The following is a 24,561-nucleotide window of genomic DNA, read 5'->3' on the forward strand; positions in this document are numbered from 1 at the left end:
GGTGGCGCATGCGGGTCGGAGTTCGGACCCGCATGTTCCACGCTTGCCGCCGGTGGGGTCGATCGGTCTGCCAGACTGGGGCCCGTGAGCCAGCAGAGCGCCGCGAGCAGGGTCCCGGGCGACATCACCGTGCGCGAGCGCCTCACCTTTGCGGCAGGAGACATCTTCGCGGGTGGGGCCTCGTCGCTGATCGCGGTGATGTACCTGATCTTCCTGACCGACGTAATCAAGCTCGCTCCGGGGCTGGCCGGCACGGCCGTTCTGGTGGCGAAGACCTGGGACGCGGTCAACGACCCCCTCATGGGTGCGATCTCCGACCGGGCGCGCACGCGCTGGGGCCGCCGTCGCCCGTTCATCCTCGCAGGGGCGTTGCTGCTGATACCGATCATGGCGCTGCTCTGGCTGCCCTTCCCGGTGCTGGAGTCGCAGGTCGGCAAGATGGTCTGGGCGATGGTCTCCTACATCGGCTACAACACGGTCCAGACCGTGATGGCAGTCCCGTACGCCTCGATGTCGACGGAGATCACCACCGACTACGACCAGCGCAACCTGGTGAACACCACCCGCCTGCTGTTCTCGACCGTGGCCTCGGCCAGCGTGACGCTGCTGGCGTCCTGGCTCTTCGGCCAGTACCGCGCCGGCTCCATGGACCTGTCGACGATGTACGCCGCGATCGTGCTGGGGTTCGGGACCGTGTTCATGCTGGTCATGCTCGGCGTCGCCCTGTTCTGTCGCGAACGCGTCCCGATCCCGCCGAAGCAGGACCGGTTCGACGCCGCGACCTTCGTCGCGCCGTTGCGGACGCCGTCGTTCCGCAGGCTGCTGGGCATGTACCTCAGTCAGGCGCTCGCCTTCGACATCGTCTCCGCGACCGTCCTCTACTACGCCCTCTACGTGGTGGTGGGGGCGAACTCCCAGGTCTTCCTCGGTGTGTTCATCGCGGTCAACGTGATCGCCTACCCGATCGTGAGCTGGCTGGTGGGCCGGGTTTCCAAGGTTCGCGTGTACCGGACGCTGATTCCGCTCGCGCTGGCAGGTGCGTTCGCGGTGGCCCTGTTCCCCGCGGACGGTCCGGTGGCCCTGGTCTACGGCTTCGCCTTCGTGCTGGCCTCCGGGATGGCCGGCGCGCAGCTGATGTGCTGGGTGATGTTCCCCGACGTCCTCGACGCGGCCGAATTGGAGACGGGGCAGCGCAATGCCGGCTCCTACGCCGGGCTGATGACCTTCACCCGGGGCATTGCCTCCGCGCTGGTGATCCAGTCGCTGGGTCTGGTGTTGCAGTTCTCCGGCTACCTGGCGCCGGTGGCCAACGAGGTCCCAACCCAGCCGGAGTCCGCGGTGTGGGGGATCAGGGTGTTCATGCTCGTCGGCATCGCGGGGCTGATGTCGCTCGGCTGGTTCATCTCCCGCCGCTACCCGCTGAGCCGCACGGTGGCGCTGGCCAACCAGGCCGAACTCGTCCGTCGTCGCGGCGCCGTCCAACCACAGGAGGAGCCCGCATGATCACCTCGCTCGCCCTCTGGCTGCGTTCCCTGGGCCGCGAGACCACCCCGCCGCAGCCCGACGACCCCGGCATGGGGATCAAGATGTCGGCGTCGGGGCTGTCCGACCTGGACAAGGTGGTGGCCGGGGAACCCTTTGACGAGGGGCCCATCGAGACCATCTGCGAGTTCGTCGACACCCGCTTCGACTGCGCCGACTTCCGGGTCCTCACGCTCCTGCGGATCGCCTACAGCGGCAACCCGCACCTGTCGCAGGCGGCGAGCGAGCGCATCCGTGGTTCTTTGCTCGGCTTCCGGTACTGGATGGACGAGCCCGGTGAGGACTCCATGTGCTTCTGGTCGGAGAACCACCAGGTGATCTTCGCCACCTGCGAGTACCTGGCCGGACAGCTCTACCCCGACGAGGAGTTCACCAACCCCGGACCGGATGGCCGACGGCTGACCGGTCGCGAGCGCCAGCGGCGGGGCCGCGAACGGCTCCAGCAGTGGTTCGCTCACCGTTTCCGTTACGGCTTCACGGAGTGGAACTCCAACACCTACTACGAGGAGGACGCCGGACCGCTGGGGCTGCTGGTGGACCACGCCGAGGACCAGGAGGTGGTGACCGGGGCGACGACGGTGCTGGACCTGCTCCTGCTCGACATCGCCATGCACCGCTTCGAGCGGTTCTTCATCTCATCGGCGGGCCGGGCCTACGAGGTGCAGAAGAAGGACCCGCGCCGGGCCGACACCAACGACGTCGCCGACCACGCCTTCGGGCGGGAGTTCCGGCCGACGCTGGACAAGACCGGCGGGCACTTCGTCGTCAGCTCGTACGAGACCCCGGAGGTGCTGCGCAGGATCGCGGCGGAACCGGGTGAGGTGCTCATCAGGGAGAGCTTCGGCCTCGACCTGGACGAGGTGGTCGGCGAGGTGGGGCCTGCCGACGACGTCGCCACCACGGGGCTGTTCTTCTGGCTGATGGAGGCGTTCACCACCCCGGAGTCCATCCGGATCACCATGGAGATGGTGCGCCGCTGGCGGATGCACACCAACCGGTTCCTGGAACCACTCGGGGCCTTCCGGCACGTACCAGCATCCCTCATGCCCGGCCTGGTGCGCTTGCTCAACCCCGCGACGCAGGGTGTTGCCATCCAGCGGGCCAACGTGCAGACCTGGCGCACACCCCACTACCTGCTCTCCAGTGCGCAGGGCTACCAGCCCGGCGGTTTCGGCGACCAGCAGCACATCTGGCAGGCGGTGCTCCCGGGGGGCGTGCCGGTGTTCGCGCTCCACCCCGGCGCCCCGATGTTCGACGGCGCCGCCCGCAACTTCTCCCCGGCGTCCTGGGTGGGCAACGGCATCAACCCACGGGTGGGACAGGACAGGGGAGTGCTGATCGCCCTCCACGACCTGCGCTTCCGCGGCGGCTTCCTCGAGCGCGACCGGCTGGAGTTCTCGCACCTGTTCTGGCCCAGGGAGCGCTTCGACGAGCACGACATAGGTCCGCACCCCGGCGGTGGCTCGTGGTTGGTTGCGCGCTGCGGGGACGGCTTCGTCGGCATCGTGACGCTGCGCCCGGCAGAACTCGGCGCCGAGCCCGAACCGCAGTCGGTGGTCCAGCGCGGCGACGTCACCGGCTGGGTGGTGGTGGCCGGCTCCAGCGGCGAAGGCAGCTTCGAGGAGTTCACTGCCCGGATCCGCAACCTCCACGTCCACCACACCCGGGGCCGCAAACCCCGGCACGGCAGAGTGACCACGCTCATCGACGGCATCGACTACGAACTGCGCTGGGACTGTGGCCTGTTCCGCGACGGCGAGCTCCTGGGCGCCGACTACCCGCGGTTCGACACCCCGTTCGTCAGGGCCGAGCGCAACCCGACCCGACTGCACGTTGAACACGACGGGCACACGCTCGACCTGGACTGGGAGGCCCGGAGCCGCGTCGTCGACGGCGGCACCGGTGCGCAGGGAGCCAACGCCGGGGGAGCGCGCGCCGTCGGGGGCGGGGAGTGAACCCGCTGGAGACCGCCGTTGCGCTGTGCGACGACGTCACCGCGGCCAGCTTGGATCGCCCGGTCTTGAAGTGGATGTGGGGGCCGGCGCTGCTGGGGTTCGCGCTCGCGCAGCTCGATGACCACCTGGGCCAGGCGCGCTACCTGCCGTGGCTGGAGCGCTACGGGGACCACTACCTCAACCACGCCCCGGCCATCCACTCCTCCGACACCGTCGCGCCCGCACTCGTGACGTGGTCCCTCCAGCTCCGGGGGCTGGACCGGTTCGCGCCGCTGACCGAGCGCGCCGTCGACTACATCCGAACTGCCCCACGCGCCGTCGACGACGCCGTGAACCACTTGGGCAACTCACCGTGGAACTGGCTGTACCCGCGCTCGGTCTGGGTGGACTCGCTGATGATGTTCAGCGTCTTCCCCGCGTTGTACGGCCGGGCTACGGGCGACGGCGCACTGGTCGAAGTCGCGGCGCGCCAGCCCGGGCTCTATGCCGAGCGGATGTTCGACGAGGGCTCGGGTTTGTGGCACCACTCCTACTGGGTACGGATGCGCAGGCCGTTCCCGAACGTGTTCTGGGGCCGTGGCAATGGCTGGGTGGTGGCGGCGCTGCCGATGATCCTGGACCAGCTCGACGCCGAGCACCCTGAGCGCGTCAGGATCATCGAGCTGCTCGCCCGCACCAGCCACGCGCTGCTGGGGTTGCAGCACGAGGACGGGACGTGGCCGACGGTGCTGGCGGACAAGCGGCGGAGCCGCCCCGCGCGCGGCGGGTATCGGGAGCTCTCGGCGACGGGGCTGGTCGCCTCCGGCTGGCTCCACTCGGTCCGCGCCGGCTACATCGGACCGGACTTCCGGGAGCCCGCCGAGCGGGCACTGGCGACGGTGACGGCCGCGGTTCGCCGTCGGGCGGGGCGTCTGGAACTGCCGGAGATCTCTGGCCCGACGATCCCAGTGCCCCTCTTCCCGCGCCTGGGTTACCTGTGGACCCCGACGGGAGCCAACCACCCCTACGGCATCGCGGCGTTCGTGCTGGCTGCGATCAACTGGGACCGCCTCGGCGGCTGACCCTCAGGAGGGGTCGGGCAATGCCAGGTAGACGGTCTCCAGGTACTCCTCGATCCCCTCGAACGAGCCCTCACGTCCCAGCCCGGACTGTTTCACGCCCCCGAAGGGCGCGGCCGCGTTGGAAAGCACCCCGGTGTTGACTCCGATCATCCCGACCTCGAGCAGGGCACCCATCCGCTGGATGCGGTCGACGTCGCGGGTGAACACGTAGCTGGACAGGCCCATCCGGGTGGAGTTCGCGATCCTGAGGGCCTCATCCTCGTCGCGGAACGTGGTGATCGGCGCGACGGGCCCGAAGATCTCGTTCATCATGACTTCCGCGTCCGCCGCCACTCCCGTCAGGACGGTGGGCGGGTAGCAGTAGCCCGGGCCCTCAGGGATCTCGCCGCCGGTCAGCAGTTCCGCCCCTGCCTCGACGGCGCCCGTCACCAGGGCGTGCACCCCGTCGCGGGCCTCGGCGGAGATCAGTGGGCCGACGTCGGTGCCCTCGGCAAGGCCGTCGCCGACCTCCAGGCCGGCGAACACCTCCGACAGCCGGCGGGCGAACTCCTCGGCCACGGACTCGTGCACCAGGAACCGGTTGGCTGCGGTGCAGGCCTCCCCGATGTTGCGCAGCTTCGCGGCCCGCGCCCCGGCGACGGCGGCGTCGAGGTCCGCGTCTTCGAACACCAGGAACGGCGCGTTGCCGCCGAGTTCCATGGAGGTGCGCAGGACGCCGTCGGAGGCCTGCTTCAGCAGGGTCTGCCCCACCGGCGTGGAACCGGTGAACGAGAGCTTGCGAAGACGGGGGTCGGCGATGATCGCGTCGGTGACGTCGTGCTCAGAGGACACGATGACGTTCACTACGGCGTCGGGGACGCCGACGTCGGCAAGCACCTTGGTCAGCAGCAGCGTCGTCAGGGGGGTGGCCGAGCTGGGGCGCAGCACCACGGTGCACCCGGCCGCCAGCGCGGGCGCCACCTTCCGGGTGGCCATGGCAAGTGGGAAGTTCCACGGAGTCAGCAGCAGCGACGGGCCAACGGGCCGCTTCATCACCAGAGCGCGCAGCGCCCCTTCAGGCAGGGTGCCGTAGCGGCCATGGATGCGCACGGCTTCCTCCGAGAACCAGCGCAGGAACTCCGCCCCGTAGGTGACTTCGCCGTCGGCCTCGGCCAGCGGCTTTCCCATCTCGAGCGTCATGGTGCGGGCGAAGTCCTCGCGGCGGGCGACGACGGCGTCGAAGGCTGCGCGCAGGAGGTCGGAGCGGGTGCGGGGTGGGGTGGCGGCCCAGGCCGCGCGCGCGTCGTCGGCGGCGGTGAGGGCGGCGAGTCCCTGGGCAACGTCGGCGTTGGCCACCCGGGTGAGCTCCTGGCCGGTGGCGGGATTCACGACCGGGATGGCGTCCCGCGCGCCGTCGACCCACTCGCCGCCTATGAACAGCTGGGTGGACAGGTCTTCGGGGAGGCTGCGTCGGCTCATGGCGACAGGCTATCGCGAGTGGCCCGGACAAGGCCGAATCCCCTCCAGCCTGCGGACTGGAGGGGACTGGCTCTACTCGGGCAGAGGGTCCTAGACGGCGGCAGCCCCGGTTTCCCCGGTGCGGATCCGGACCACCTCATCGACGGGGGTGGACCAGACCTTGCCGTCCCCGACGGCCCCGGTGCGGGCGGAGTCGAGGATGACGTCGATCACGTCACTGGCCTCGTCGTCGGCCACGAGGACCTCGATCTTGACTTTCGTGAGGAAGTCGATGGTGTACTCGGCCCCGCGGTAGACCTCGCGGTGGCCGCGTTGACGGGCGTATCCGGCGCACTCGGTGACGGTCATCCCCGCCACTCCGTGCTGCGCGAGGGCCACCTGGACGGCTGTCAGCATTCCGGGTTGGACGATTGCGGTGACGAGCCTCATGAGACGGTCTCCTCTTCACGGTTGGGGATGACGATGGTCTGCTTGACGGTGTAGGCGGAGTAGCCGACCTGGCTGAGGTCGTAGCTGGACTCGGCGTGCTCGGCGTTGTCGATGCCGGCGGTCTCCGCGGTCTCGGTGACGCGCAGGCCCATGGCCGCGTCGAGGACCTTGGCGATGACCAGGGTCACCACGAAGCTGTACACGAGCACCGCACCGGCGCCGAGGATCTGCGCCCACAGGACGGTGAAGTCGCCGCCGTAGAAGAGGCCCGCAGCCCCGGTGGGGGAGGAGGGATCGGCCAGGAAGCCAATGGCCAGTGTGCCGATCAGGCCGCCACCGAGGTGGACGCCGACGACGTCGAGCGAGTCGTCGTAGCCGAACCTGCGCTTCAGGCCGATCGCGTAGGCGCAGCCGACGCCGGCGAGCAGGCCGATCACCAGTGCCCCCAGCGGGCTGACCGCGGCGCAGGCGGGCGTGATGCCGACGAGGCCCGCGACGATGCCGGAGGCCGCGCCGAGGCTGGTGGCGTGACCGTCGCGGAGCCGCTCGACGACCAGCCAGCCGACCATGGCGGCGCAGGCGCCGGCCAGGGTGTTGACCCAGGCCAGACCGGCGGTGCCGTTCGCGGCCAGCGCCGAGCCACCGTTGAAGCCGAACCAGCCGAACCAGAGCAGCCCGGCGCCAAGCATGACCAGGGTGAGGTTGTGCGGCCTCATCGGGGTGCGGCCCCAGCCGAGGCGGGGACCGAGGACCAGCGCGAGCGCCAGGGCGGCGGCTCCGGCGTTGATGTGGATCGCGGTGCCGCCGGCGAAGTCGATGGCGCCGATCGTGTTGGCGATGAAGCCGCCCTTGGCCGAGACGCTGTCGTCGAAGGCGAAGACCCAGTGGGCGGCCGGGAAGTAGACGAGCACGGCCCAGACCGCGGAGAACACGATCCATGCGGAGAACTTCATGCGGTCGGCCACGGCGCCGCTGATGAGGGCGACGGCGATGATCGCGAAAGCAACCTGGAAACCGGCGAAGACCATGGTCGGGATGGAGCCGACCATCGCGTCCTCAGCCATCAGGGAGCCGAGGCCCGCGAATTCGAGGGGGTTGCCCACCACGCCACCGATGGAGTCACCGAAGGCCATCGAGAAGCCGAAGAGCACCCACAGCACACCGACGACGGCCATCGTGGCGAAGGACATCATCAGCATGTTCAGCACGCTCTTGGCGCGCACCATCCCGCCGTAGAAGAAGGCGAGGGCAGGAGTCATGAGCAACACGAGTGCGGCACTGGCCAGCACCCAGGCGGTGTCGCCCGCAGAGAGTTCGAGTAGGTTCATGGCCGAAATCCTGTCGGCACGAGATTTCGGCGGACCGGTCACAGCGTAACGATGGGAAGAAGTCGTGTTGCAGTCCGATTCCGGCCCGTTACCGCGGGGTTACGGCTGCCGGTGGTGACTCCACCTGCGGGTAGGAATGGTCAACGGCTGACCTGTTCCAGCCGCACGTGTTCCAGGTTGTCAGGCTCCAGATCCGCCCACGAGCCCTCGAAGGTGAACTCCGCGAACGCGCTGGTGGGGAAGTGGCACTGGAGCTGGTCGGCCTCGCGGGGGGAGCTGGCGTAACCGAGCTGCGCCGACAGCGCCGGAATGGTGGGGGCGTGCCCGACCACGAGCAGGCCTGTGATCTCGTCGTCGGTCTCCGAGATGCGCTGCAGCATCGTCTCCGCGCCGTCGTGGTACAGGGCGGCCTGGAACTCCACCGGGATGTCCAGCCCGAGCGCCGCGAACGTCTGCCGGGTCCGGGTGGCCGTGGAGACCAGCGCGTACTGGAGGCCCAGGGTGCGCAGCACCTGGCCCGCCTCCTGCGCGGCCTGGACCCCACGTGGCAGGAGTTCCCGGGCGTGGTCGCCACCGGGGTTGTTGCTCTCGGTCTTGGCGTGGCGCATCAGTACGAGTCGTCGCATCGTCCCAGCCTACGCGCCCCGACTCGCGTTCTCAGGGCTTGGTTGCCACGATCAGGTCGCGCCGGATGGAGGAGTCGACGCGGTGCGCGAACCGCTCCCAGGCGCCGCCCTCCCTGACCACCAGACCGGCGTGGCCCAGGACCTCGGCCAGGTCCTCACGCGGCATCCCGAGGGTGTTCCAGGACAGCCCGAGCGCACCCCCGTGCATCAGCTGGCCGGCCCAGACCGGGATGGCCTGGCGCAGCAGACCGGCCGGGGTCCGGTCGCGCTTCCCGGCGGTGCCGTGGACGTCGGTGCTGGAGCCGTGGACGACGCCGTAGGGGGCGTCGACGACCACGGCGTCGAACTTCTTCTTGCCGAACAGGTCCGCCGAGTTGCGGGTGTCACCGGTGAAGGCGACGACGCCGAGTTCGCCGGCCGCGGTGCCGACGGTGGCGTCGAACCGCTTGCCGATGGCCTTGCCGTCGCGCCGCACCGGCGTGGTGCCCGCCTTGTGCTTGATGCGCTTGCGGCGCAGCCAGGTGGTGTAGAAGGCGGCCATCTGCTCGAACGCCTTGACGTCGGCCTCCACCCCGTAGCCCTCATGGCCCGCCAGGAGAGCGGTGGACAGCGTCGTGCCGCGGCCGGCCATCGGGTCCAGGATCTGGCGTGGGCCCGTCGGCTCCCGGGTCACGGCGGCCAGCGTGACGTTGAGCAGGAGACGGGTGAACTGCTCGTTGGTCTTGCCCTGGTACTTCGGGATCGTGACGAGGTCGTCGTCGAGCACGTCCACCTTCGGGAGCGCGACGGGCCGCAGCAGGTCCCCGGAGCGCTCGAAGAGGGCGAAGGCCGTCGACTGCGACGCGACGGTGGCCAGCGCCGCCTCGCCGAGTTCGTCGGCCGCGAAGCCCAGGTATCCGACCCCGGCGATCTCCGCGTCGGCGGCACCCGAGACGAAGGGTGCCGTGATCTCCAGCTCGGCGACGCTCAGCGTCGCGGCCTCCCCGGCGTAGACGCGGTTGGCGGAAGGCGAGCGCAGGAGCAGGTAGTCGGGCATTGGACAAGTGTTGCAAAGTCCGGCGCCCGGCGCTCGCCACGGTCGGTGTAGTGTCCGCACCGAAATGGACAGGCAACTCGCGGCCCGGGCCGGCGCAGTCTTCGCCGGCGGCTTCCTGGGCACCGGCGCCAGGTTCGGCGTGCTCGAACTGGTGGACCACGATGTGGTGGCGCTCGCCGTCGTCAACCTGCTGGGTTGCGTGGCGCTTGGCCTGATCTCCGGGGCCTACGGGCAGCGGGTGACGGTCCTGCGCGCCTTCCTGGCCATCGGAGGGGTGGCCGCCTTCACCTCCTGGTCCAGCCTGGCCTTGCAGGGCGTCGCAGGCCCGGGAAGTGTCGCGGTGGTCGTCGCGGAGGTGGCCGCGGGCGTCGCGATGGCTGGGCTGGGGCACCTGGCGGCGCTCCGGATCCGGCGCCGCCGCGACGGTGCGGCGCTGGCCCCGTCGGGGGTGGGAAGGTGACCGTCTTCCTGGTGTGCTTCGCGGGCGGCCTGGGCGCGCTCGCGCGGGCCACCGTCGACTGGGTGGTCACCCGGCGCGCCCCGGCCTGGCTGGCGACGCTGCTGGTCAACACCACCGGTTCGTTCGCGCTCGGTTGGGCCTCGCAGGTCCTCGACGGCGACGTGCTCACCGTGGTGGGCGCCGGGTTCCTGGGCGGCTTCACGACGTTCTCGTCGGCTTGCTGGCAGGTCGCCCGAGAGATCGGCCGGCGCAGCTGGCCGCTGGCCGTCGGCTACGGCGTCGCGACGGTGGCGCTGTGCCTGGGTGCGGTGTGGCTCGGCCTGCGGCTGGGTTAGCCGCTCAGGCCAGGTTCACGTGGTGGTGCTCGAAGGGGGTGCCCTTCGCGCGCTCGAAGGAGGCGTGGATCTCCTCCTCGGCATCGTCCTTGCCCGTCCAGGTTGCGCCCTCGACCGACTTGCCCGGCTCGAGGTCCTTGTAGACGGAGAAGAAGTGCTCGATCTCCAGGAGCATGTGCTCGGGGACGCTGTCGAGATCCTTGACCTGGTGGCGGCGAGTGTCGGCGGTGGCCACGCACAGCACCTTGTCGTCGCCGCCCATCTCGTCGGTCATGCGGAACATCGCCACGGCGTAGCACTCGATGAGGCAGCCCGGGAACGTCGGCTCCGCGCCGATCACCATGGCGTCGAGCGGGTCACCGTCCTGACCGAGCGTGCCCTCGATGAAGCCGTAGTCGTAGGGGTACTGCGTCGACGTGAACAAAGTTCGGTCGAGCCGGATCCGCCCCGTGTTGTGATCCATCTCGTACTTGTTCTTGGTCCCCTTGGGGATCTCAACGGTCACATCGAACAGCACTCGCCGCTCCGGCGGCAGCATCTCGATGTTCCCGACGACGTCTTCGCTCACTGACGCGCTCCTATGATTGTGGACAACCCGCTCAGCGGGCGCTTGATCAGCACAATACCGCGTCTGGAGCACGAATGAAGTTATCGGCAAGGGCCCTCCAATGGGTTGCCTTGTGGATCGTCCTCGGAGTTCTCCTCGCGGTCGGATTCTTCGGTGCGGTGTTCTGGCGGTCCGTGATGGTGGCGGTGGGCGCTGAGGTCACCGGCGCCCCGACGACGGTCTCGCCCACCCTGTTCTCCCCGCCCCCGTCCGAGCCGGAGGAACCACCCATCGGCATCGGACTGGTGGGGCCAGCCGAGGTACCTGCGCCCGGAGCGGCGCCGTCGCGAGCCGCGCTGGAGGCCGCGCTGGCCGCCGTCGACACCACCGCCCTGGCCGCCGGCGCCGAGGAGGGGCTCCAGCTGGCCTACCGGGTCCTGGACATCGAGACCGGTGCGGTCCTGGCCGAACGCAACCCCGACGTCGCGCTCATCCCGGCGTCCAACACCAAGCTGCTCACAGTCTCGGCGGTGATGGCGGCCTTCGACGACGAGGACACCTTCGCCACCACCGTCGTGGCGCCAGGACCCGGCCGGATCGTGCTCGTGGGTGGCGGAGACCCGATGCTCACCAGCGTCCCCGTGGAGGCGGGCACCTATCCACAGCCTGCCTCGTTGCTGGACCTCGCCGCGCAAACCGCCGAGGTGCTCATTGCGTCCGGCCAGACCGCTGTCGCGCTTGCCTACGACGACTCCCTCTTCAACGAGGAGTGGAACCAGACCTGGCCGAACAACTACGCAGACCAGGTCACCCGCATCAGTGCGCTGTGGGCCGACGAGGGTCGTCAGCCCAACCGCGTCCGCAGCACCACCCCCGCCCTGCTGGCGGCCACCACCTTCGCGGCCCAGCTGACCGCGGCCGGTGTCACGGTCACGGGCGCCCCGGTCGAGGGGGTCGGCGAGGGGGAGGAGATCGCCCGCGTCGAGTCGTTGCCCGTCCACGTGCTGGCCGAGCAGGCCATGCTGCGCTCGAACAACTCCTTCACCGAGGTCCTCGGCCGGCAACTGGCCCTGCGGACCGGGCACCCGCCCACCTTCGACGGCGCCGTCGCGGCCATCCGCGAGGAACTGAGCGGGCTCGGACTCTGGGCCGAGGGCGCCGTTCTGCACGACGCCTCCGGGCTTTCGCGCAGCAACCTTGTGCCCGCCTCGATGCTGGCCGCGACGATGCGCCACGTCGCCGTCGAGCCGCGCCTCTCGGTGGTTCTGGACGGCCTCCCGGTGGCCGGGGTCACCGGCACCTTGGCCGAGCGCTTCACCGACCCGGTCTCCAGCCAGGCCCGCGGCGTCGCGAAGGCCAAGACCGGAACGCTCACCCGGGTGGCCACACTGGCCGGGACGACGGTGACCGCCGACGGCAGGGAGGTGGCCTACGCGTTCCTCACCAACGGCTCCAGCGACGGCTGGGCTGCCCGGATGTGGACCGACCAGAGCGTTGGCGTGCTGTCCGGGTGTGGTTGCTGATGCAGCTGCGTCCTCACGTCAACTGGACCCTCGCCAGAGGGCTGGCCGGCTCCTTCCAGGGTGACCTCCCCGAGGTCTCGCGGGCGGATGCGCACCAGAGCGTCGCTTCCCTGCGGCTCGCCGCGGCCCGGGCGGGCGAGCTGGCCGTGCGCTTCAGTGCCCTCGACGGCGAGCCCGCGGGCAACGTCCTGGTCACCGACCGCACCTCGTGGGCCAAGGGGGTGGTGGCCATGGCCGACCACGTCCTGGACTCCCTCCCGCTCGAGGCGCGCAGCGACGGCCTGCGCAAGCGTCTGACCGGCCTCGGCTACGGCAGCCTCGGGGGCTTGGCGCTGGGTTTCATCGGGCGCCATCTCCTTGGCCAGTTCGACGCGTTCTCACCCCAGCGCGCGCTCTACCTGCTCGCGCCCAACATCGTCGCGCTGCAGCGTGCCCGGGGCCTCGTGCCGGCGGACTTCCACCTGTGGGTGGCGGTCCACGAGCAGACGCACGCCGTCCAGTTCAGTGCGTCCCCGTGGCTGGTGGACTACCTGATGGAGCGGTTCGTCGCGGTCGCCGCCGACGACGTCTCCGCAGCTGAGACCGTGCGCGGCCTGACCACCGGCCGCGGCGTCGGGTCCGCCGTCGTGAGCGCGGCCGGCCAGACCGCGCTGGACGAGATCACGTCGGCCATGACGTTGATAGAGGGGCACGCGGACTACGTGTCCGACGCCGTCGGGCGGCGCCACGTCCCGACGGTGAAGCAGTTGCGCAGGGCGTTCGCGCGCGACGGCGCCCCGCCGCGGCTGGCCAGGCTGCTGCCCGCCCTCGACAAGGCGGCGCAGTACCGTGACGGGCTGGCCTTCTGCCGCGTCGTCGCCCGGCGCGTGGGTCGTCGGGGACTCGCGAAGGCCTTCGCCGCACCTGAGAACCTGCCTACCGGTGCGGAGATCGCAGACCCTGCGGCGTGGTTGCGACGGGTCCATGGCAAGGCGTGAGCTCGGCCCGGCGGGGTTGGAGGTGGCACAGGCCGTCGCGGCGCTGCTGCCGGCGGGGGAGTCCGTCGTCGGGGTGTCCGGGGGCGCCGACTCGCTCGCGCTGGCGCTGGGGGCACAGTGGGCGGCCGCTCGCACCGGTGCGGTCGTGCGGTGCGTCGTCGTGGATCATGGGCTGCAGCCCGGCTCGGCGGCGGTGGCCGACGGCGTCGTCGCCACCCTGCAGCGGCGCGGGTTGGCCGCCGAGGTGCGGCGGGTCGACGTCGACCCGGCCTCGCCCGACGGGATGGAGTCCGCCGCCCGGGACGCCAGACTGGCGGTTCTGGCCGCCGACGGCCTCCCCGTGCTGCTCGGCCACACCCTCGACGACCAGGCCGAGTCCGTGCTGCTCGGGTTGCTGCGTGGCTCGGGCACCCGCTCGCTCGCCGGGATGGCGCCGGTCCGGGCGCCCTTCCTGCGCCCCTTGCTGGCCGTGCGTCGCCGCACCACGCGCGCAGCGTGCGGGGAGTGGGGCGTGGACTGGTGGGAGGACCCCCAGAACTCCGACGAGCGGTTCGCCCGCGTGCGCGTCCGCGACCACCTGGCCGAGCTGAGCGCTGCCCTCGGCCGCGACGTCGCACCCGCGCTGGCCCGCTCGGCCACGCTCGCGCGGATCGACGCGGACCACCTCGACGACGAAGCCGCACGGGCCGCCGTCGGGGTCAGCGACGGGGAGGCGCTGAGTGCAGACGCCGTCGCCGCCCTGCCCCCGGCGCTGCGACTGCGCGTGCTCCGCGACTGGCTGTCCGCCCTGGGCGCGGGACCGGTTGCGATGGTCCACCTCCAGGTGGTCGACGCGCTGGTCACGTCGTGGCGCGGGCAGGGGCCGGTCGACGTCCCGGGCGGCAGCGTTGTCCGCGCAGCCGGCGCCCTGCGCTTCCTCCGGTCCTGAGCCTTGTGGCGAGGACGTCCAGCGTGGGTTCCTTGCTCCAGACGTGGGCCAACTTCCGACACTGGAGCTACTTGCATTTTCCACAGTTCCTGTTGAGCGTGGCGACGGAGGTCCCGGCAGCACCAGAGTGCGGGCATGCCGACGAGGAAGGATCCCCCCGACGCGCTCCTGCGCCTTGCGCTCAGGCGGGCCGGAGTTCTGACGCGTGCGCAGGTGAAGGCCCATGACCGGCACGGCAAGGCGCAGCGCAGGTGGATCGACGGTTGGACGACGATGGCGCCCGGCTACTACTGCATCGAAGAGCCCACGTGGCTCAGTTGGTGCTGGGCCGGCCTGCTGCGCAGCGGAGAGACCGGTGTGATCTCGGGCGCCGCGGCAGGCCACCTCCACGGCTTCGTTTCCGACGCTCCGAGCACGATCACCGTGTTCCACGCCAGGAGCGTCGCCCTGGCGCCGATGGGAGACGACGCCGTCTCGCTGGTTCTTCGACGCGGGGATCGGCAGGGTCGCGCGACGCCCACCCGCGCATCGGTCGAGGTCGCGCTGCTCGACCTCGCTGGTGAGTCGAATGAGGCGGAGACAGTCGCGGCGACGACGCGCGCCTTGGCCGAGGGCATGACGAAGCCGACGAAGCTGCTCGACGCACTGGAACAAAGGGGTCGGGTACGTCATCACAAAGTCTTGGCGGAGCTGTGCGCTGAGGCCTCCGGGGGAGTGGAGTCGGTTCTGGAGTGGCGCTTCCTGCAGGACGTGGTCAGGGCCCATCGACTGCCAGAACCGGCCCGGCAGCTCTCGCTGCTGGCTGGCACCAGGTCTGACAACGTCTGGGAGGAGCATCGGCTGGTCGTGGAGCTGGACGGCCGGGCCGGGCACGAGGAGGCATTCCGCGACATGGACCGTGACAACCGCGTGGCGCTGCGCGGGCTGACCACCTTGCGTTACGGCTGGCACGACGTCACCACGCGGGCGTGCGCCGTCGCCGCGGAGGTCGTGGCCGCACTGGGCCTTGGCGGGTGGCGCGGGCCGGGGGTGCGCTGCAGCTCCTGCCGGTGACGGCTGCGTGCTCCTGCAGCCCAGAGTGGGTTCTTTGCTCCAGGTCCGGGCCAACTTCCGACACTGGGACGACCGCGTCGCGCCCGGGCCGAGATCCGCGGGTAGGCTGTGCTGCGTGGATGCTGCAGACGTGAGAGATGACCTGTCCGAAGTGCTTTACACCTCGGACCAGATAGCGGAGCGGATCGCCGAGGTCGCAGCCCAGGTCGACGCCGACTACGCGGGCAAGGACCTCCTCCTGGTCGGAGTGCTCAACGGTGCGGTCATGGTGATGGCGGACCTGCAGCGCGCACTGAAGAATCACGTCGAGATGGACTGGATGGCGGTGTCGTCCTACGGTTCCGGGACGCAGTCCAGTGGCGTCGTGCGCATCCTCAAGGACCTCAACACCGACCTCGAGGGCCGCCACGTCATCGTCGTGGAGGACATCATCGACACCGGACTGACGCTGTCCTACCTGATGAGCAACCTCGCCTCGCGCAACCCTGCGAGCCTGGAGATCATGACGATGTTCCGCAAGCCCGAGGCCTCGCAGATGGATGTCCACGTGAAGTACGTGGGCTTCGACATCCCCAACAAGTTCGTAGTGGGCTTCGGCCTCGACTACGACGGCAGGTACCGCAACCTGCGCGACCTGGGGATCCTCTCCCCGCACGTCTACTCCTGACCGGAGAAGCCAGCCAGAAATATTGAGCGACCCTTGACAAAATGAGGGTCTTCCGGGCCGGGACCGGTAGCGTTTGCGCCCATGAGCAGCAGCCACGACGGCGACCGCGCGCCGTCGCCCTCCCCACGCCCCGCCCCCACCGCACCAGCAGCCTCGACCGTGCGACGAGGCACGCTCACGATCCCCGCAGCGGGTCTGGGTGCAGAAGGCCTGCCGATCCTCGGACTGGGCCACGAGAACGCCCTCTCCTCGGCTGACCGAGAACTGTTGGGCGAGCAACCCGGGCGCAGGTTGGCAGACCGTCCGGTCAGCGTGCTGCCCTACTGCTACCAGAGCAGCTATGACCGCGTTGTGACCGACCGCGAGTTCGACGTCGTTGAACTCACCAACGAGCACCTGCGGGCGACGTTCCTGCCGGAACTGGGTGGACGGCTCTGGAGCCTCGTGGACCTGGAGTCCGGCCGTGACCTGCTGTTCCAGCCCGACGCCATCTGGTTCGGCAACCTCGCCCTCCGGGATGCCTGGTTCGCTGGCGGCATCGAGTGGAACCTCGGAATCACCGGCCACTGGGGGCTGACCTGCTCACCCGTCGGGGCGGGAATCGTCGACGTCGAGGGCCAGCAGATCCTTCGGATGTGGGCCTACGAGCGCCTCAGTGGGCTGGTCTGGCGGCTGGAGGCCTGGCTGCCCAGCGGCTCCAGGCACCTGTTCACCAGCGCCCGGCTCGTCAACCACCACGACCACGACGTCCCCCTCTACTGGTGGTCCAATGCCGCCGTGCCGCTGGCGTCGGGGGCACGCGTGCTGGCCCCTGCGAGCAGCGCATTCCACAACGACTATGAGGGCAACCTGGTCCGCGTCGGCATCCCGGAGGCCGGCCACGACGTCGACGCCAGCCGTCCGCTCGACGCGCCGCGCGCGGCAGACTACTTCTACGACACCGCTGGTCCCGACGGCGAACCGGTCCCCACCCCCTGGGTGGCGGTCCTCGACGACGAGGGCCCGGGCACGCTGCTGTCGTCCACCTCCGAGCTGCCCGGCAAGAAGCAGTTCGTCTGGGGCAACACCCGTGGCGGCCACCGGTGGCAGACGTGGCTGAGCGGCGAGGGTCGCTACCTCGAACTGCAGTCCGGGTACGCCCGTACGCAGCGCGAACACATCGCCCTGGCTCCGGGTGAGCGGGTGAGCTGGGTGGAGGCGTTCGGACCCGTGACAGGGCCTCCCCCGGAGGACTACGACGCCGCGTGCTCGGTCGTCGCGGCCCAGGTCCCGCAGCTGGGGCTGGAACGGGCCCGCGCGGTCTTCGACGCGGCGGCCGACGTCGCGCCCGAGGTGCTGCGCCAGGCCGACGGCTGGGGTCGCGTCGAGGTGGAGGCCGGCCACCTGCCGGCTGACCCGGCGGTGCCGTTCGATGCGGAACTCACACCGGACCAGTCGGCCTGGGTCGCCGTCGCCAAGGGGGAGGCCCTGCGGCCAGAACTCGCAGGCACGCCACAGGTGGGTCCGGAGTGGGAGGCGCACATCCGCGACGCGGGCGCCGGCTGGGTCCGCGACCTGATGCTCGGCTACTGCGCCTGGTCCGCGGGCGACCAGCGGCGCGCCGTCGAGCTGTGGCAAGCCTCGGTGGCGGCCGAGCCCAACGCCATGGCGCTCCACTGTCTGGCGGCGAGCACCGAGGACGGCTGGGACTCCTTCGACCTGGCCGAACGTGCGCACGAGGCCGCCCCCGACGACGACAACCTCCTGATCGACTACCTGTTCCGCGCCCAGACGGTGCCCACTCTTGTGCTGCGGGTGATCGACCGGCTCACGCCGGAGCGCCAGGCGCTGCCTCGGGTGCAGTTGGCCCTCGCGCGGGCCCTTGTTTCCGAGGGTCGTCTGGTGACCGCGAAGGCCGTGATCGACGACCTGGTGCTGCCGAATCTGCGCGAGGCCAGCCATGAACTCGATGACCTGTGGCGCGACTACACGCAGGCCGCCGGGACCCTCGACCCGCTGCCGCTGCACCTGGACTTCCGAATGCACTGATTCCGCACCGCATGAGGGTTGTCGTGCGCTGGTAATCTGCCTGTGCCCACTAAACAACCAGATCGGCGTCGTTCGTTGCAGAAACTCATCAAGAGCCCACTTGGGTGGTTGACCTGGATCATCCTCATCATCCTGATCTTCACCTTGGGTAGCCAAGTAGTGTCCTCGCTCGTCGGATACCAGCCAAAGCCGACGTCGGAGGTCCTCGCGCTGCTCGAGAGCGATGAGAAGCTCAAGGAAGTCGTCCTCATCGACGGCGAGCAGATGGTCCGGGTCACCAAGGACAACGGTGAGAAGGTCGAGACGGCCTGGGTCGGGAATCAGGTCGACGACATCGTCACCTTGCTGAACGAACGTCAGGCGGCCGGCACGCTGGAGTCCTGGGTGGCGCAGAATCCGAGCCCCGGACTCCTCACCACCCTGCTCTACACAGGCCTGCCGTTCCTGCTGCTGGCCATCGGCTTCTTCTTCGTGATCCGCATGATGTCCAGCGGTGGTTCCGGCGGACCGCTGTCCTTCGGGAAGTCCAAGGCCAAGCTGGCCAGCAAGGACACCCCCAAGTCCACCTTCGCCGACGTCGCGGGCGTCGACGAGGCGGTCGAGGAACTCCAGGAGATCAAGGAGTTCCTCGCCGAGCCCGCCAAGTTCCAGAAGCTGGGCGCGAAGATCCCCAAGGGCGTGCTGCTCTACGGCCCTCCCGGGACGGGCAAGACCCTGCTGGCCCGCGCCGTCGCCGGCGAGGCCGGGGTTCCCTTCTTCTCCATCTCCGGTTCCGACTTCGTGGAGATGTTCGTCGGTGTGGGCGCATCCCGGGTTCGTGACCTGTTCGAACAGGCCAAGGAGGCTGCGCCGGCCATCGTCTTCATCGACGAGATCGACGCCGTCGGCCGCCACCGCGGCGCCGGCATGGGTGGGGGCCACGACGAGCGCGAGCAGACGCTCAACCAGCTGCTAGTCGAGATGGACGGCTTCGACGTCCGCGGCGGCGTCATCCTGATCGCGGCCACCAACCGGCCCGACGTGCTGGACCCGGCCCTGCTGCGTCCCGGCAGGTTCGACCGCCAGATCTCCGTGGAGGCGCCGGACCTCGACGGCCGCGCGCACATCCTCGGCGTCCACGCCAAGGGCAAGCCGCTCACGCCCGACGTCGACCTGCGCTCCATCGCCCGCCGCACGCCCGGCTTCTCCGGCGCGGACCTGGCCAACGTCCTGAACGAGGCAGCCCTGCTGTCGGCTCGGCTGAACCTGGAGGCCATCGGGCAGGCGCAGCTCGACGAGGCCATCGACCGGGTCATCGCGGGCCCCCAGAAGCGCACCCGGCTGATGAACGACCGTGAACGCCTGATCACCGCCTACCACGAGGGTGGTCACGCTCTGGTGGCGGCCGCGATGCCCGGCAACGACCCGGTCCAGAAGGTCACGATCCTGCCGCGCGGCCGCGCCCTGGGTTACACCATGGTCATGCCCGACGCCGACAAGTACTCACAGACCCGTGGCGAGCTGCTGGACCAGATGGCCTACATGATGGGCGGCCGCGCGGCCGAGGAACTGATCTTCCACGACCCGACCACCGGCGCCTCGAACGACATCGAGAAGGCCACCAAGGTGGCCCGGGCAATGGTCACCCAGTACGGCATGAGCGAGCGGATCGGCGCCGTCCAGCTCGGCGGCGGGGACTCGGAGCCCTTCATGGGCATGCGTGGCTCGGAGCCCAGCAAGGACTACTCGGAGCACAGCGCCGCCATCGTCGACGAGGAGGTGGCGAGGCTGATCCATGCCGCCCACCAGGAGGCATTCGACGTCCTGGAGGAGAACCGTGACGTCCTCGACGAACTCGTCCGCCAGCTGTTCGCCCGCGAGACGCTGAACAAGGCCGAGGTGGCCGAGGTGTTCAAGCCCCTGAAGCGCCGCGACAAGCGCCCGGCGTGGACGGGGTCGGACCTGCGCGTGCCCTCCAGCATCCCACCGGTCGAGGTGCCCCCGGCTCCGGACCGGCCCCAGGTCATCGGCCCGCCGTCGCAGCCGCCGGTGAACCCGGAGCACCCCGCACCGCCGACGCCGCAGCCCCCAGCCGGTCCCGGCTACGGTGCGGGCAACCCGGAGCCGCCCACGCCCGGGCCGGACTCCTGGGAACCGCCGCAGTGGCCCGCCCCGGGACCGAGGCGCTGAGATGGCGGTGGACCACGCCCGCGTCGAGGCGGCCATCAGGGAGATCCTCATCGCCGTGGGGGAGGACCCGGACAGGGAGGGCCTGCGGGACACCCCCGCGCGGGTCGCGCGCTCCTACGACGAGCTCTACTCGGGGTTGGGCAAGGATCCTTCGGACCTGCTGGCGACAACCTTCGACATCTCCCACGACGAACTGGTGCTCGTCAAGGACATCGAGGTGACCAGCACGTGCGAGCACCACCTGCTGCCCTTCGTGGGGGTGGCCCACGTCGGCTACATCCCCAGCCCGGACGGCCGGGTGACGGGCCTTTCCAAGCTGGCCCGGCTGGTCGACGTCTACGCCCGCAGACCACAGGTGCAGGAACGGCTCACCACCCAGATCGCCGAAGCCCTGGTCGAACACCTGGGAGTCAGCGGCGTCATCGTCGTGATCGAGGCCGAGCACATGTGCATGACCATGCGCGGTGCCCGCAAGCCGGGCAGCAAGACCATCACGAGCGCAGTGCGCGGCCAGCTGCGCAACCCGGCCACGCGCGCCGAGGCCATGGGGCTGATCACCGGGGGCAAGTGACCGTGACGCTGGTCATGGGAGTGGTCAACGTCACCACCGACTCGTTCTCCGACGGCGGTCGCTACTTCGACGCCGACGCCGCCGTGCGGCACGGCCTGCTGCTGGCCTCGCAGGGCGCCGCGATCGTCGACGTCGGCGGTGAGTCCACCCGCCCCGGTGCCGAGCGTGTCCCGGCTGAGGAGGAACTCGCCCGCGTCGTCCCGGTGGTGCGGGCTCTCGCAGCGGAGGGAGTGGCGGTGTCGGTCGACACCATGCGGGCCAGCGTCGCGCAGGCCGCGATCGGCGTCGGAGCGGCAATCATCAACGACGTGTCCGGAGGCCAGGCCGACCCGGAGATCCTGCGCGTCGTGGCTGCCTCGGACGCCGAGTACGTCCTCATGCACTGGCGCTCCCATTCCGCCACGATGCAGCACGACACCCGGTACGACGACCTGGTCGCCGATGTGATCGCGGAGGTGGTCGCGTGCCGGGACGCCGCCGTCGCCGCCGGGATCCCGGCTGAGCGCATCATCCTGGATCCCGGGGTGGGGTTCTCGAAGACGTGGGACCAGAACTGGGAACTGCTCGCCGCGCTGGAGCGGTTCGCTGGGCTGGGCCATCGGCTGCTCGTCGGGGTGTCCCGCAAGCGATTCCTCGGCGAACTGCTTGGCGGGCGGGAGCCGTTGGGGCGCGATGCGGCCACGGCTGCAATCAGTACCTGGTGCGCGCTGATGGACGTTTGGGCGGTGCGCACCCATGAGGTGCCGAGCCAGCTGGACGCCATCCGCGTGGGGGAGCGGCTGCGGGCAGCACGGCTCAACCAGGCCCTCGAAGTACCCCCCAACCCGGGCCCCAGTGGCTCCGGGGGGTTGCTGTAGAGTCGCAACCGATGACCGAGGAAATGGGGTGAGCACAGCTTGGACAGCATCACATTGACGGGTATCTCCGCCACCGGATTCCATGGCGTCCACCCGGAAGAACGCCGTGACGGGCAGCTCTTCGTGGCGGACGTGGAACTGGGGCTGGACCTCGAAACCACCTCCGACGACCTCGCCGACACCGTCAGCTACTCAGAGATCGCTGAAGTGGTGGAGGGCGTGCTGACAGGTGTTCCCCACAACCTCATCGAAACCGTGGCCGGTCTCATCGCGGCGAAGTGTCTGGAGTACGACGAGCGGGTGCAGACGGTGCGCGTCACCGTCCACAAGCCGCAAGCGCCAGTCCGGCAGACCTTCGCTGACCTGTCCGTCACCATTACCAGGAGCAGATAATGTCCAACGGCCCCCTTGACATCGACGTTGACACCCTCGGCAACCTGCGACCCATTTCAAAGGTCGTGTTCAGCCTGGGTTCCAACCAAGGTGAATCGGCGCACATCCTGGCGGAGGCCGTGGAGTACCTGGCCGAGACGCCGGACCTCATCCTGGTGGACGTCTCGCCCGTGTACGAGACCAAGCTGGAGGGCGGGGGCCCCGACCAGCCGGATTTCCTCAACCTCGTGGTGGTCGCCGAATCGACGTTGGAACCGCTGACTCTGCTCGACCGCGCCCAGGCGATCGAGGAGAGCTTCGGCCGGGTACGGGACGTCTTCCACGGTCCCCGCACGCTGGACATCGACATCATCATGGTGGGCAAGCGCATCAGCGAGGAGGAACTGGAGCTGCCGCACCCGCACGCGCATGAGCGGGCCTTCGTGCTGGTTCCTTGGCTGGACATCGATCCCGACGGCGAGATCGCGGGCCATGGACGGATCGCAGAACTCGTCGAGGACGTCGACGCCTCGGGCGTGCGGCGGCGAGACGACATCGTCATCACCGCTCCCACCAGATTCTGAAGCGCCGTTGACCGAGCCCTCGAAGCCGTCCCGGCAGAAGCTGGGGATGACCACTTTCCGGCAGATCGTCGTCGCCGCACTGGCCGGTGCGCTGATCGGCGCGTTCGTGCTCAGCATCTTCGACCTTTTCGAGGGCTTCCCGCCGGTGGTCCCCTGGACGGTGCCGGCCGTGCTCGTGGTCATGGCGGTGGCGGCGTGGATCTACTCCCGCGGGCTGTCGCGGCGGGTGGCCGACCGGACCGTCTCCGGCATTGAAGCCGTCCGCGCACTCGTCGTGGCGAAGTCCGCGATCATGACGGGTGCGGTGCTGGCGGGAATGCACGCCGTCTATGTCGGCCGCTGGGCTGGCCAGCTCTCGGCCGAGCAACCTGCCCAACGCGTACTGCTCGGGTCGGTGACGCTGGTCGCGGCGGTACTGTTCACCGGGGCTGGCCACCTCTTGGAGAAGGCCTGCGTCGCTCCCGATGACGATGACGAGGACGACGGCCCCGGCACCGAGTCGGGGGACTGATTTCCACAACACGCCGAGATATTCTCTGGCGCGGCGTTGCGTACCTTGTCAGGGACTTCGGATAACCTTGCCCCATGGCCGGTCGACATTCAGCAACCCCTTCCTCAGAACGCCGGATCGCGCTCACGATCCTCCTCGTCGGCACCGTCGTCGCCGTGGCATCGATGCTCGGCGGCATCTGGATCGTCCGCGCCGGAGTGGTGCTCGCCGTCGCGATGGCCTTCACGGCCGCCACCTTGGCCTGGAAGCAACTGGAACGGGAACGTGAACTCCACAGCGAGGAGATCCGGGAACAGATCTCGGCCCGCGTCGCCCTCTCGGAGAAGCACCACGCGGACTCGGTGGCCATGATCGAGCGGTTCACCGCCCGGACCGACAACCTCAAGGCCGTCATCGTCACGCTCCGTCGCCAGCTCGGCGCGGCCAACGCAGAACTCAGCAGCATGCGCGGCAACGCCGTCTGGTTGCGCGCTGAGGTGGCGGAACGCCAGGCCCGCATCGACGCACTGACCGCGAAGATCGCCGAGCTGGAGGCAGAACACAGCGAGAAGCTGGTACTCCTCCCGCGCCACGGCGCATCCGCATCGCTGCACCCGAGCGCCGACGACATCTGGGGCGAGGACGAGCACCCCACGATGGTTGACCTCGCCAAGCTGCAGCTCGACGGCGTCCCCGAGCTTCGCAGCGACGCCGGCTGACCCGTACCTGAGCACGACGGAGCCATGGCGCCTCGCTGCGACGTCGGTTGAGCCCTATCACTTGGGCACGAGGGCGCCCCGCGCCCTCGCTGACAATGTCCGTTGATCAGATCACCTGGTCACACGGCGCTACAGCGCTCCGGCACCTCGCTGCGACGTCAGCTGATCAGATCACCTGGGCACCTGGGCACCTCGGCGCCTGGCTGCAGCGTCGGTTGATGCGTATCACCTCGTCACACGGCGCTACAGCGCTCCGGCACCTCGCTGCGACGTCAGCTGATCCCTGTCACTTGGGCACCTGGGCGCTTGGCTGCAACGTCGGTTGATGCTTATCACCTCGTCACACGGCGCTACAGCGCTCCGGCGCCTCGCTGCGACGTCAGCTGATCCCTGTCACTTGGCGCGACGCGGTCCCGAGTTGCGCAACCCCCGAAAGGGTCGGCTCGACCTAGTCACACCACGGTCCCGAGTCCCGCACCCGCCCGGAAGGCGGGCCCGACCCAGGCACACCACGTCCCGAGTCCCGCCCCCCGGGGCATTCCGTTCACCAGCGTTGTCGCTCGGCACCAGCCTTGTAGGGCTGGTGGCGAGCAATAGCGCAGGGATGCGTGGGAGCGCTGGTGGATGCGTGGGAGCGCTGGTCGACCGGTGGAGCGGGAGCTGGCGTCGTCGAAGGCGGTGGTGCGGGGTGCCGGACGCCGGGGGACGCGTCGTTGGTCGGTTTACCGGCTCTTCACAATCGAGGGTGTAGGTGGGGTCTGAAGCCGCCGGTCTCGAGTAGGGATCTGGCGATGTAGTTGGTGAGGTTGCGGAACCCGAGGGCGGAGCCGCGTAGGTGTTCGAGTC

Annotated in this window: 24 protein-coding genes; 18 read left to right on the forward strand and 6 right to left on the reverse strand. The window is 69.7% G+C overall.

From position 1 onward, the window contains the following. Positions 1 to 84: 84 nt before the first annotated feature. Genes LKO27_RS13455 through LKO27_RS13465 form a run of 3 tightly spaced genes read left to right on the forward strand, consistent with a single transcriptional unit; the run spans position 85 to position 4,558 of the window. Positions 85 to 1,503 (forward strand): MFS transporter, encoded by a 1,419-nt coding sequence (locus tag LKO27_RS13455; protein ID WP_227738025.1) that lies wholly within the window; start codon positions 85 to 87, stop codon positions 1,501 to 1,503. After that, positions 1,500 to 3,497 (forward strand): hypothetical protein, encoded by a 1,998-nt coding sequence (locus tag LKO27_RS13460; protein WP_227738026.1) that lies wholly within the window; start codon positions 1,500 to 1,502, stop codon positions 3,495 to 3,497. The genes LKO27_RS13455 and LKO27_RS13460 overlap by 4 nt, the downstream gene beginning before the upstream one ends. Further along, the gene (locus LKO27_RS13465) at positions 3,494 to 4,558 is read left to right on the forward strand and encodes a glycoside hydrolase family 88 protein (RefSeq protein ID WP_227738027.1); all 1,065 of its coding nucleotides are present in this window, start codon (positions 3,494 to 3,496) and stop codon (positions 4,556 to 4,558) included. Before LKO27_RS13460 ends, LKO27_RS13465 begins: the two co-directional genes overlap by 4 nt. Positions 4,559 to 4,561: 3 nt before the next feature. Here the strand turns inward: LKO27_RS13465 and LKO27_RS13470 are convergent, their stop codons facing one another. From LKO27_RS13470 to LKO27_RS13490, 5 genes are all read right to left on the reverse strand, one after another. Continuing rightward, positions 4,562 to 6,016, reverse strand: a complete 1,455-nt coding sequence (locus LKO27_RS13470; protein ID WP_227738028.1) for an NAD-dependent succinate-semialdehyde dehydrogenase — start codon at positions 6,014 to 6,016, stop codon at positions 4,562 to 4,564. A gap of 90 nt (positions 6,017 to 6,106) precedes the next feature. After that, complete coding sequence (locus LKO27_RS13475; RefSeq protein ID WP_227738029.1) at positions 6,107 to 6,445, reverse strand: P-II family nitrogen regulator; 339 nt, start codon at positions 6,443 to 6,445, stop codon at positions 6,107 to 6,109. Beyond that, positions 6,442 to 7,773 carry an ammonium transporter gene (locus LKO27_RS13480; protein ID WP_227738030.1) on the reverse strand — a complete coding sequence of 444 codons (1,332 nt, stop codon included), beginning with the start codon at positions 7,771 to 7,773 and terminating at the stop codon, positions 6,442 to 6,444. Before LKO27_RS13480 ends, LKO27_RS13475 begins: the two co-directional genes overlap by 4 nt. A 140-nt stretch (positions 7,774 to 7,913) precedes the next feature. Then, entirely contained in the window at positions 7,914 to 8,399 is a 486-nt protein-coding gene (locus LKO27_RS13485) for a histidine phosphatase family protein (protein WP_227738031.1), read from the reverse strand. 31 nt (positions 8,400 to 8,430) lie between these two features. Beyond that, complete coding sequence (locus tag LKO27_RS13490; RefSeq protein WP_227738032.1) at positions 8,431 to 9,435, reverse strand: TRM11 family methyltransferase; 1,005 nt, start codon at positions 9,433 to 9,435, stop codon at positions 8,431 to 8,433. A gap of 64 nt (positions 9,436 to 9,499) precedes the next feature. Here LKO27_RS13490 and LKO27_RS13495 point away from each other — a divergent pair, with 64 nt between their 5' ends. Both LKO27_RS13495 and LKO27_RS13500 read left to right on the forward strand, forming a co-directional pair. Then, complete coding sequence (locus LKO27_RS13495; protein ID WP_227738033.1) at positions 9,500 to 9,895, forward strand: CrcB family protein; 396 nt, start codon at positions 9,500 to 9,502, stop codon at positions 9,893 to 9,895. Further along, positions 9,892 to 10,230, forward strand: a complete 339-nt coding sequence (locus LKO27_RS13500) for a CrcB family protein (protein ID WP_227738034.1) — start codon at positions 9,892 to 9,894, stop codon at positions 10,228 to 10,230. Before LKO27_RS13495 ends, LKO27_RS13500 begins: the two co-directional genes overlap by 4 nt. A gap of 4 nt (positions 10,231 to 10,234) precedes the next feature. On the opposite strand, the gene LKO27_RS13505 is transcribed toward LKO27_RS13500, so the two are convergent. Beyond that, a complete protein-coding gene (locus LKO27_RS13505) occupies positions 10,235 to 10,768 on the reverse strand; it encodes an inorganic diphosphatase (RefSeq protein ID WP_227738052.1) in 534 nt (177 codons plus the stop codon). A 104-nt stretch (positions 10,769 to 10,872) separates the two neighbouring features. Between LKO27_RS13505 and dacB the strand changes: the two genes are divergently transcribed. The 13 genes from dacB to LKO27_RS13570 all read left to right on the forward strand — a co-directional run bounded on the left by dacB (position 10,873) and on the right by LKO27_RS13570 (position 23,715). Then, complete coding sequence (dacB, locus tag LKO27_RS13510; protein ID WP_227738035.1) at positions 10,873 to 12,300, forward strand: D-alanyl-D-alanine carboxypeptidase/D-alanyl-D-alanine-endopeptidase; 1,428 nt, start codon at positions 10,873 to 10,875, stop codon at positions 12,298 to 12,300. Further along, positions 12,300 to 13,277 (forward strand): zinc-dependent metalloprotease, encoded by a 978-nt coding sequence (locus tag LKO27_RS13515; RefSeq protein ID WP_227738036.1) that lies wholly within the window; start codon positions 12,300 to 12,302, stop codon positions 13,275 to 13,277. The genes dacB and LKO27_RS13515 overlap by 1 nt, the downstream gene beginning before the upstream one ends. Further along, entirely contained in the window at positions 13,264 to 14,205 is a 942-nt protein-coding gene (gene tilS, locus LKO27_RS13520) for a tRNA lysidine(34) synthetase TilS (protein ID WP_227738037.1), read from the forward strand. The genes LKO27_RS13515 and tilS overlap by 14 nt, the downstream gene beginning before the upstream one ends. A gap of 135 nt (positions 14,206 to 14,340) precedes the next feature. Next, positions 14,341 to 15,258: a DUF559 domain-containing protein gene (locus tag LKO27_RS13525; protein WP_227738038.1), complete on the forward strand. Its 918-nt coding sequence runs from the start codon at positions 14,341 to 14,343 to the stop codon at positions 15,256 to 15,258. A gap of 115 nt (positions 15,259 to 15,373) precedes the next feature. After that, complete coding sequence (gene hpt / locus LKO27_RS13530) at positions 15,374 to 15,925, forward strand: hypoxanthine phosphoribosyltransferase (RefSeq protein WP_227738039.1); 552 nt, start codon at positions 15,374 to 15,376, stop codon at positions 15,923 to 15,925. Between the two features lie 81 nt (positions 15,926 to 16,006). Beyond that, positions 16,007 to 17,953 (forward strand): DUF5107 domain-containing protein, encoded by a 1,947-nt coding sequence (locus LKO27_RS13535; RefSeq protein ID WP_227738040.1) that lies wholly within the window; start codon positions 16,007 to 16,009, stop codon positions 17,951 to 17,953. Between the two features lie 42 nt (positions 17,954 to 17,995). After that, complete coding sequence (gene ftsH / locus LKO27_RS13540) at positions 17,996 to 20,122, forward strand: ATP-dependent zinc metalloprotease FtsH (protein WP_370630030.1); 2,127 nt, start codon at positions 17,996 to 17,998, stop codon at positions 20,120 to 20,122. A gap of 1 nt (position 20,123) precedes the next feature. Further along, positions 20,124 to 20,693 (forward strand): GTP cyclohydrolase I FolE, encoded by a 570-nt coding sequence (gene folE, locus LKO27_RS13545; RefSeq protein ID WP_227738041.1) that lies wholly within the window; start codon positions 20,124 to 20,126, stop codon positions 20,691 to 20,693. 14 nt (positions 20,694 to 20,707) lie between these two features. Beyond that, positions 20,708 to 21,550 carry a dihydropteroate synthase gene (folP, locus tag LKO27_RS13550; protein WP_227738054.1) on the forward strand — a complete coding sequence of 281 codons (843 nt, stop codon included), beginning with the start codon at positions 20,708 to 20,710 and terminating at the stop codon, positions 21,548 to 21,550. A 39-nt stretch (positions 21,551 to 21,589) separates the two neighbouring features. Beyond that, positions 21,590 to 21,943 (forward strand): dihydroneopterin aldolase, encoded by a 354-nt coding sequence (gene folB, locus LKO27_RS13555; protein WP_227738042.1) that lies wholly within the window; start codon positions 21,590 to 21,592, stop codon positions 21,941 to 21,943. After that, positions 21,943 to 22,506, forward strand: a complete 564-nt coding sequence (gene folK, locus LKO27_RS13560) for a 2-amino-4-hydroxy-6-hydroxymethyldihydropteridine diphosphokinase (RefSeq protein WP_227738043.1) — start codon at positions 21,943 to 21,945, stop codon at positions 22,504 to 22,506. Before folB ends, folK begins: the two co-directional genes overlap by 1 nt. 46 nt (positions 22,507 to 22,552) lie before the next feature. Next, complete coding sequence (locus LKO27_RS13565; RefSeq protein WP_227738044.1) at positions 22,553 to 23,017, forward strand: DUF3180 domain-containing protein; 465 nt, start codon at positions 22,553 to 22,555, stop codon at positions 23,015 to 23,017. A gap of 74 nt (positions 23,018 to 23,091) precedes the next feature. Further along, a complete protein-coding gene (locus LKO27_RS13570; RefSeq protein ID WP_227738045.1) occupies positions 23,092 to 23,715 on the forward strand; it encodes a hypothetical protein in 624 nt (207 codons plus the stop codon). The last annotated feature ends 846 nt before the right edge of the window (positions 23,716 to 24,561 follow it).

The sequence above is a fragment of the Tessaracoccus sp. OS52 genome, from assembly GCF_020687685.1.
Taxonomy (GTDB): Bacteria; Actinomycetota; Actinomycetes; order Propionibacteriales; family Propionibacteriaceae; genus Arachnia.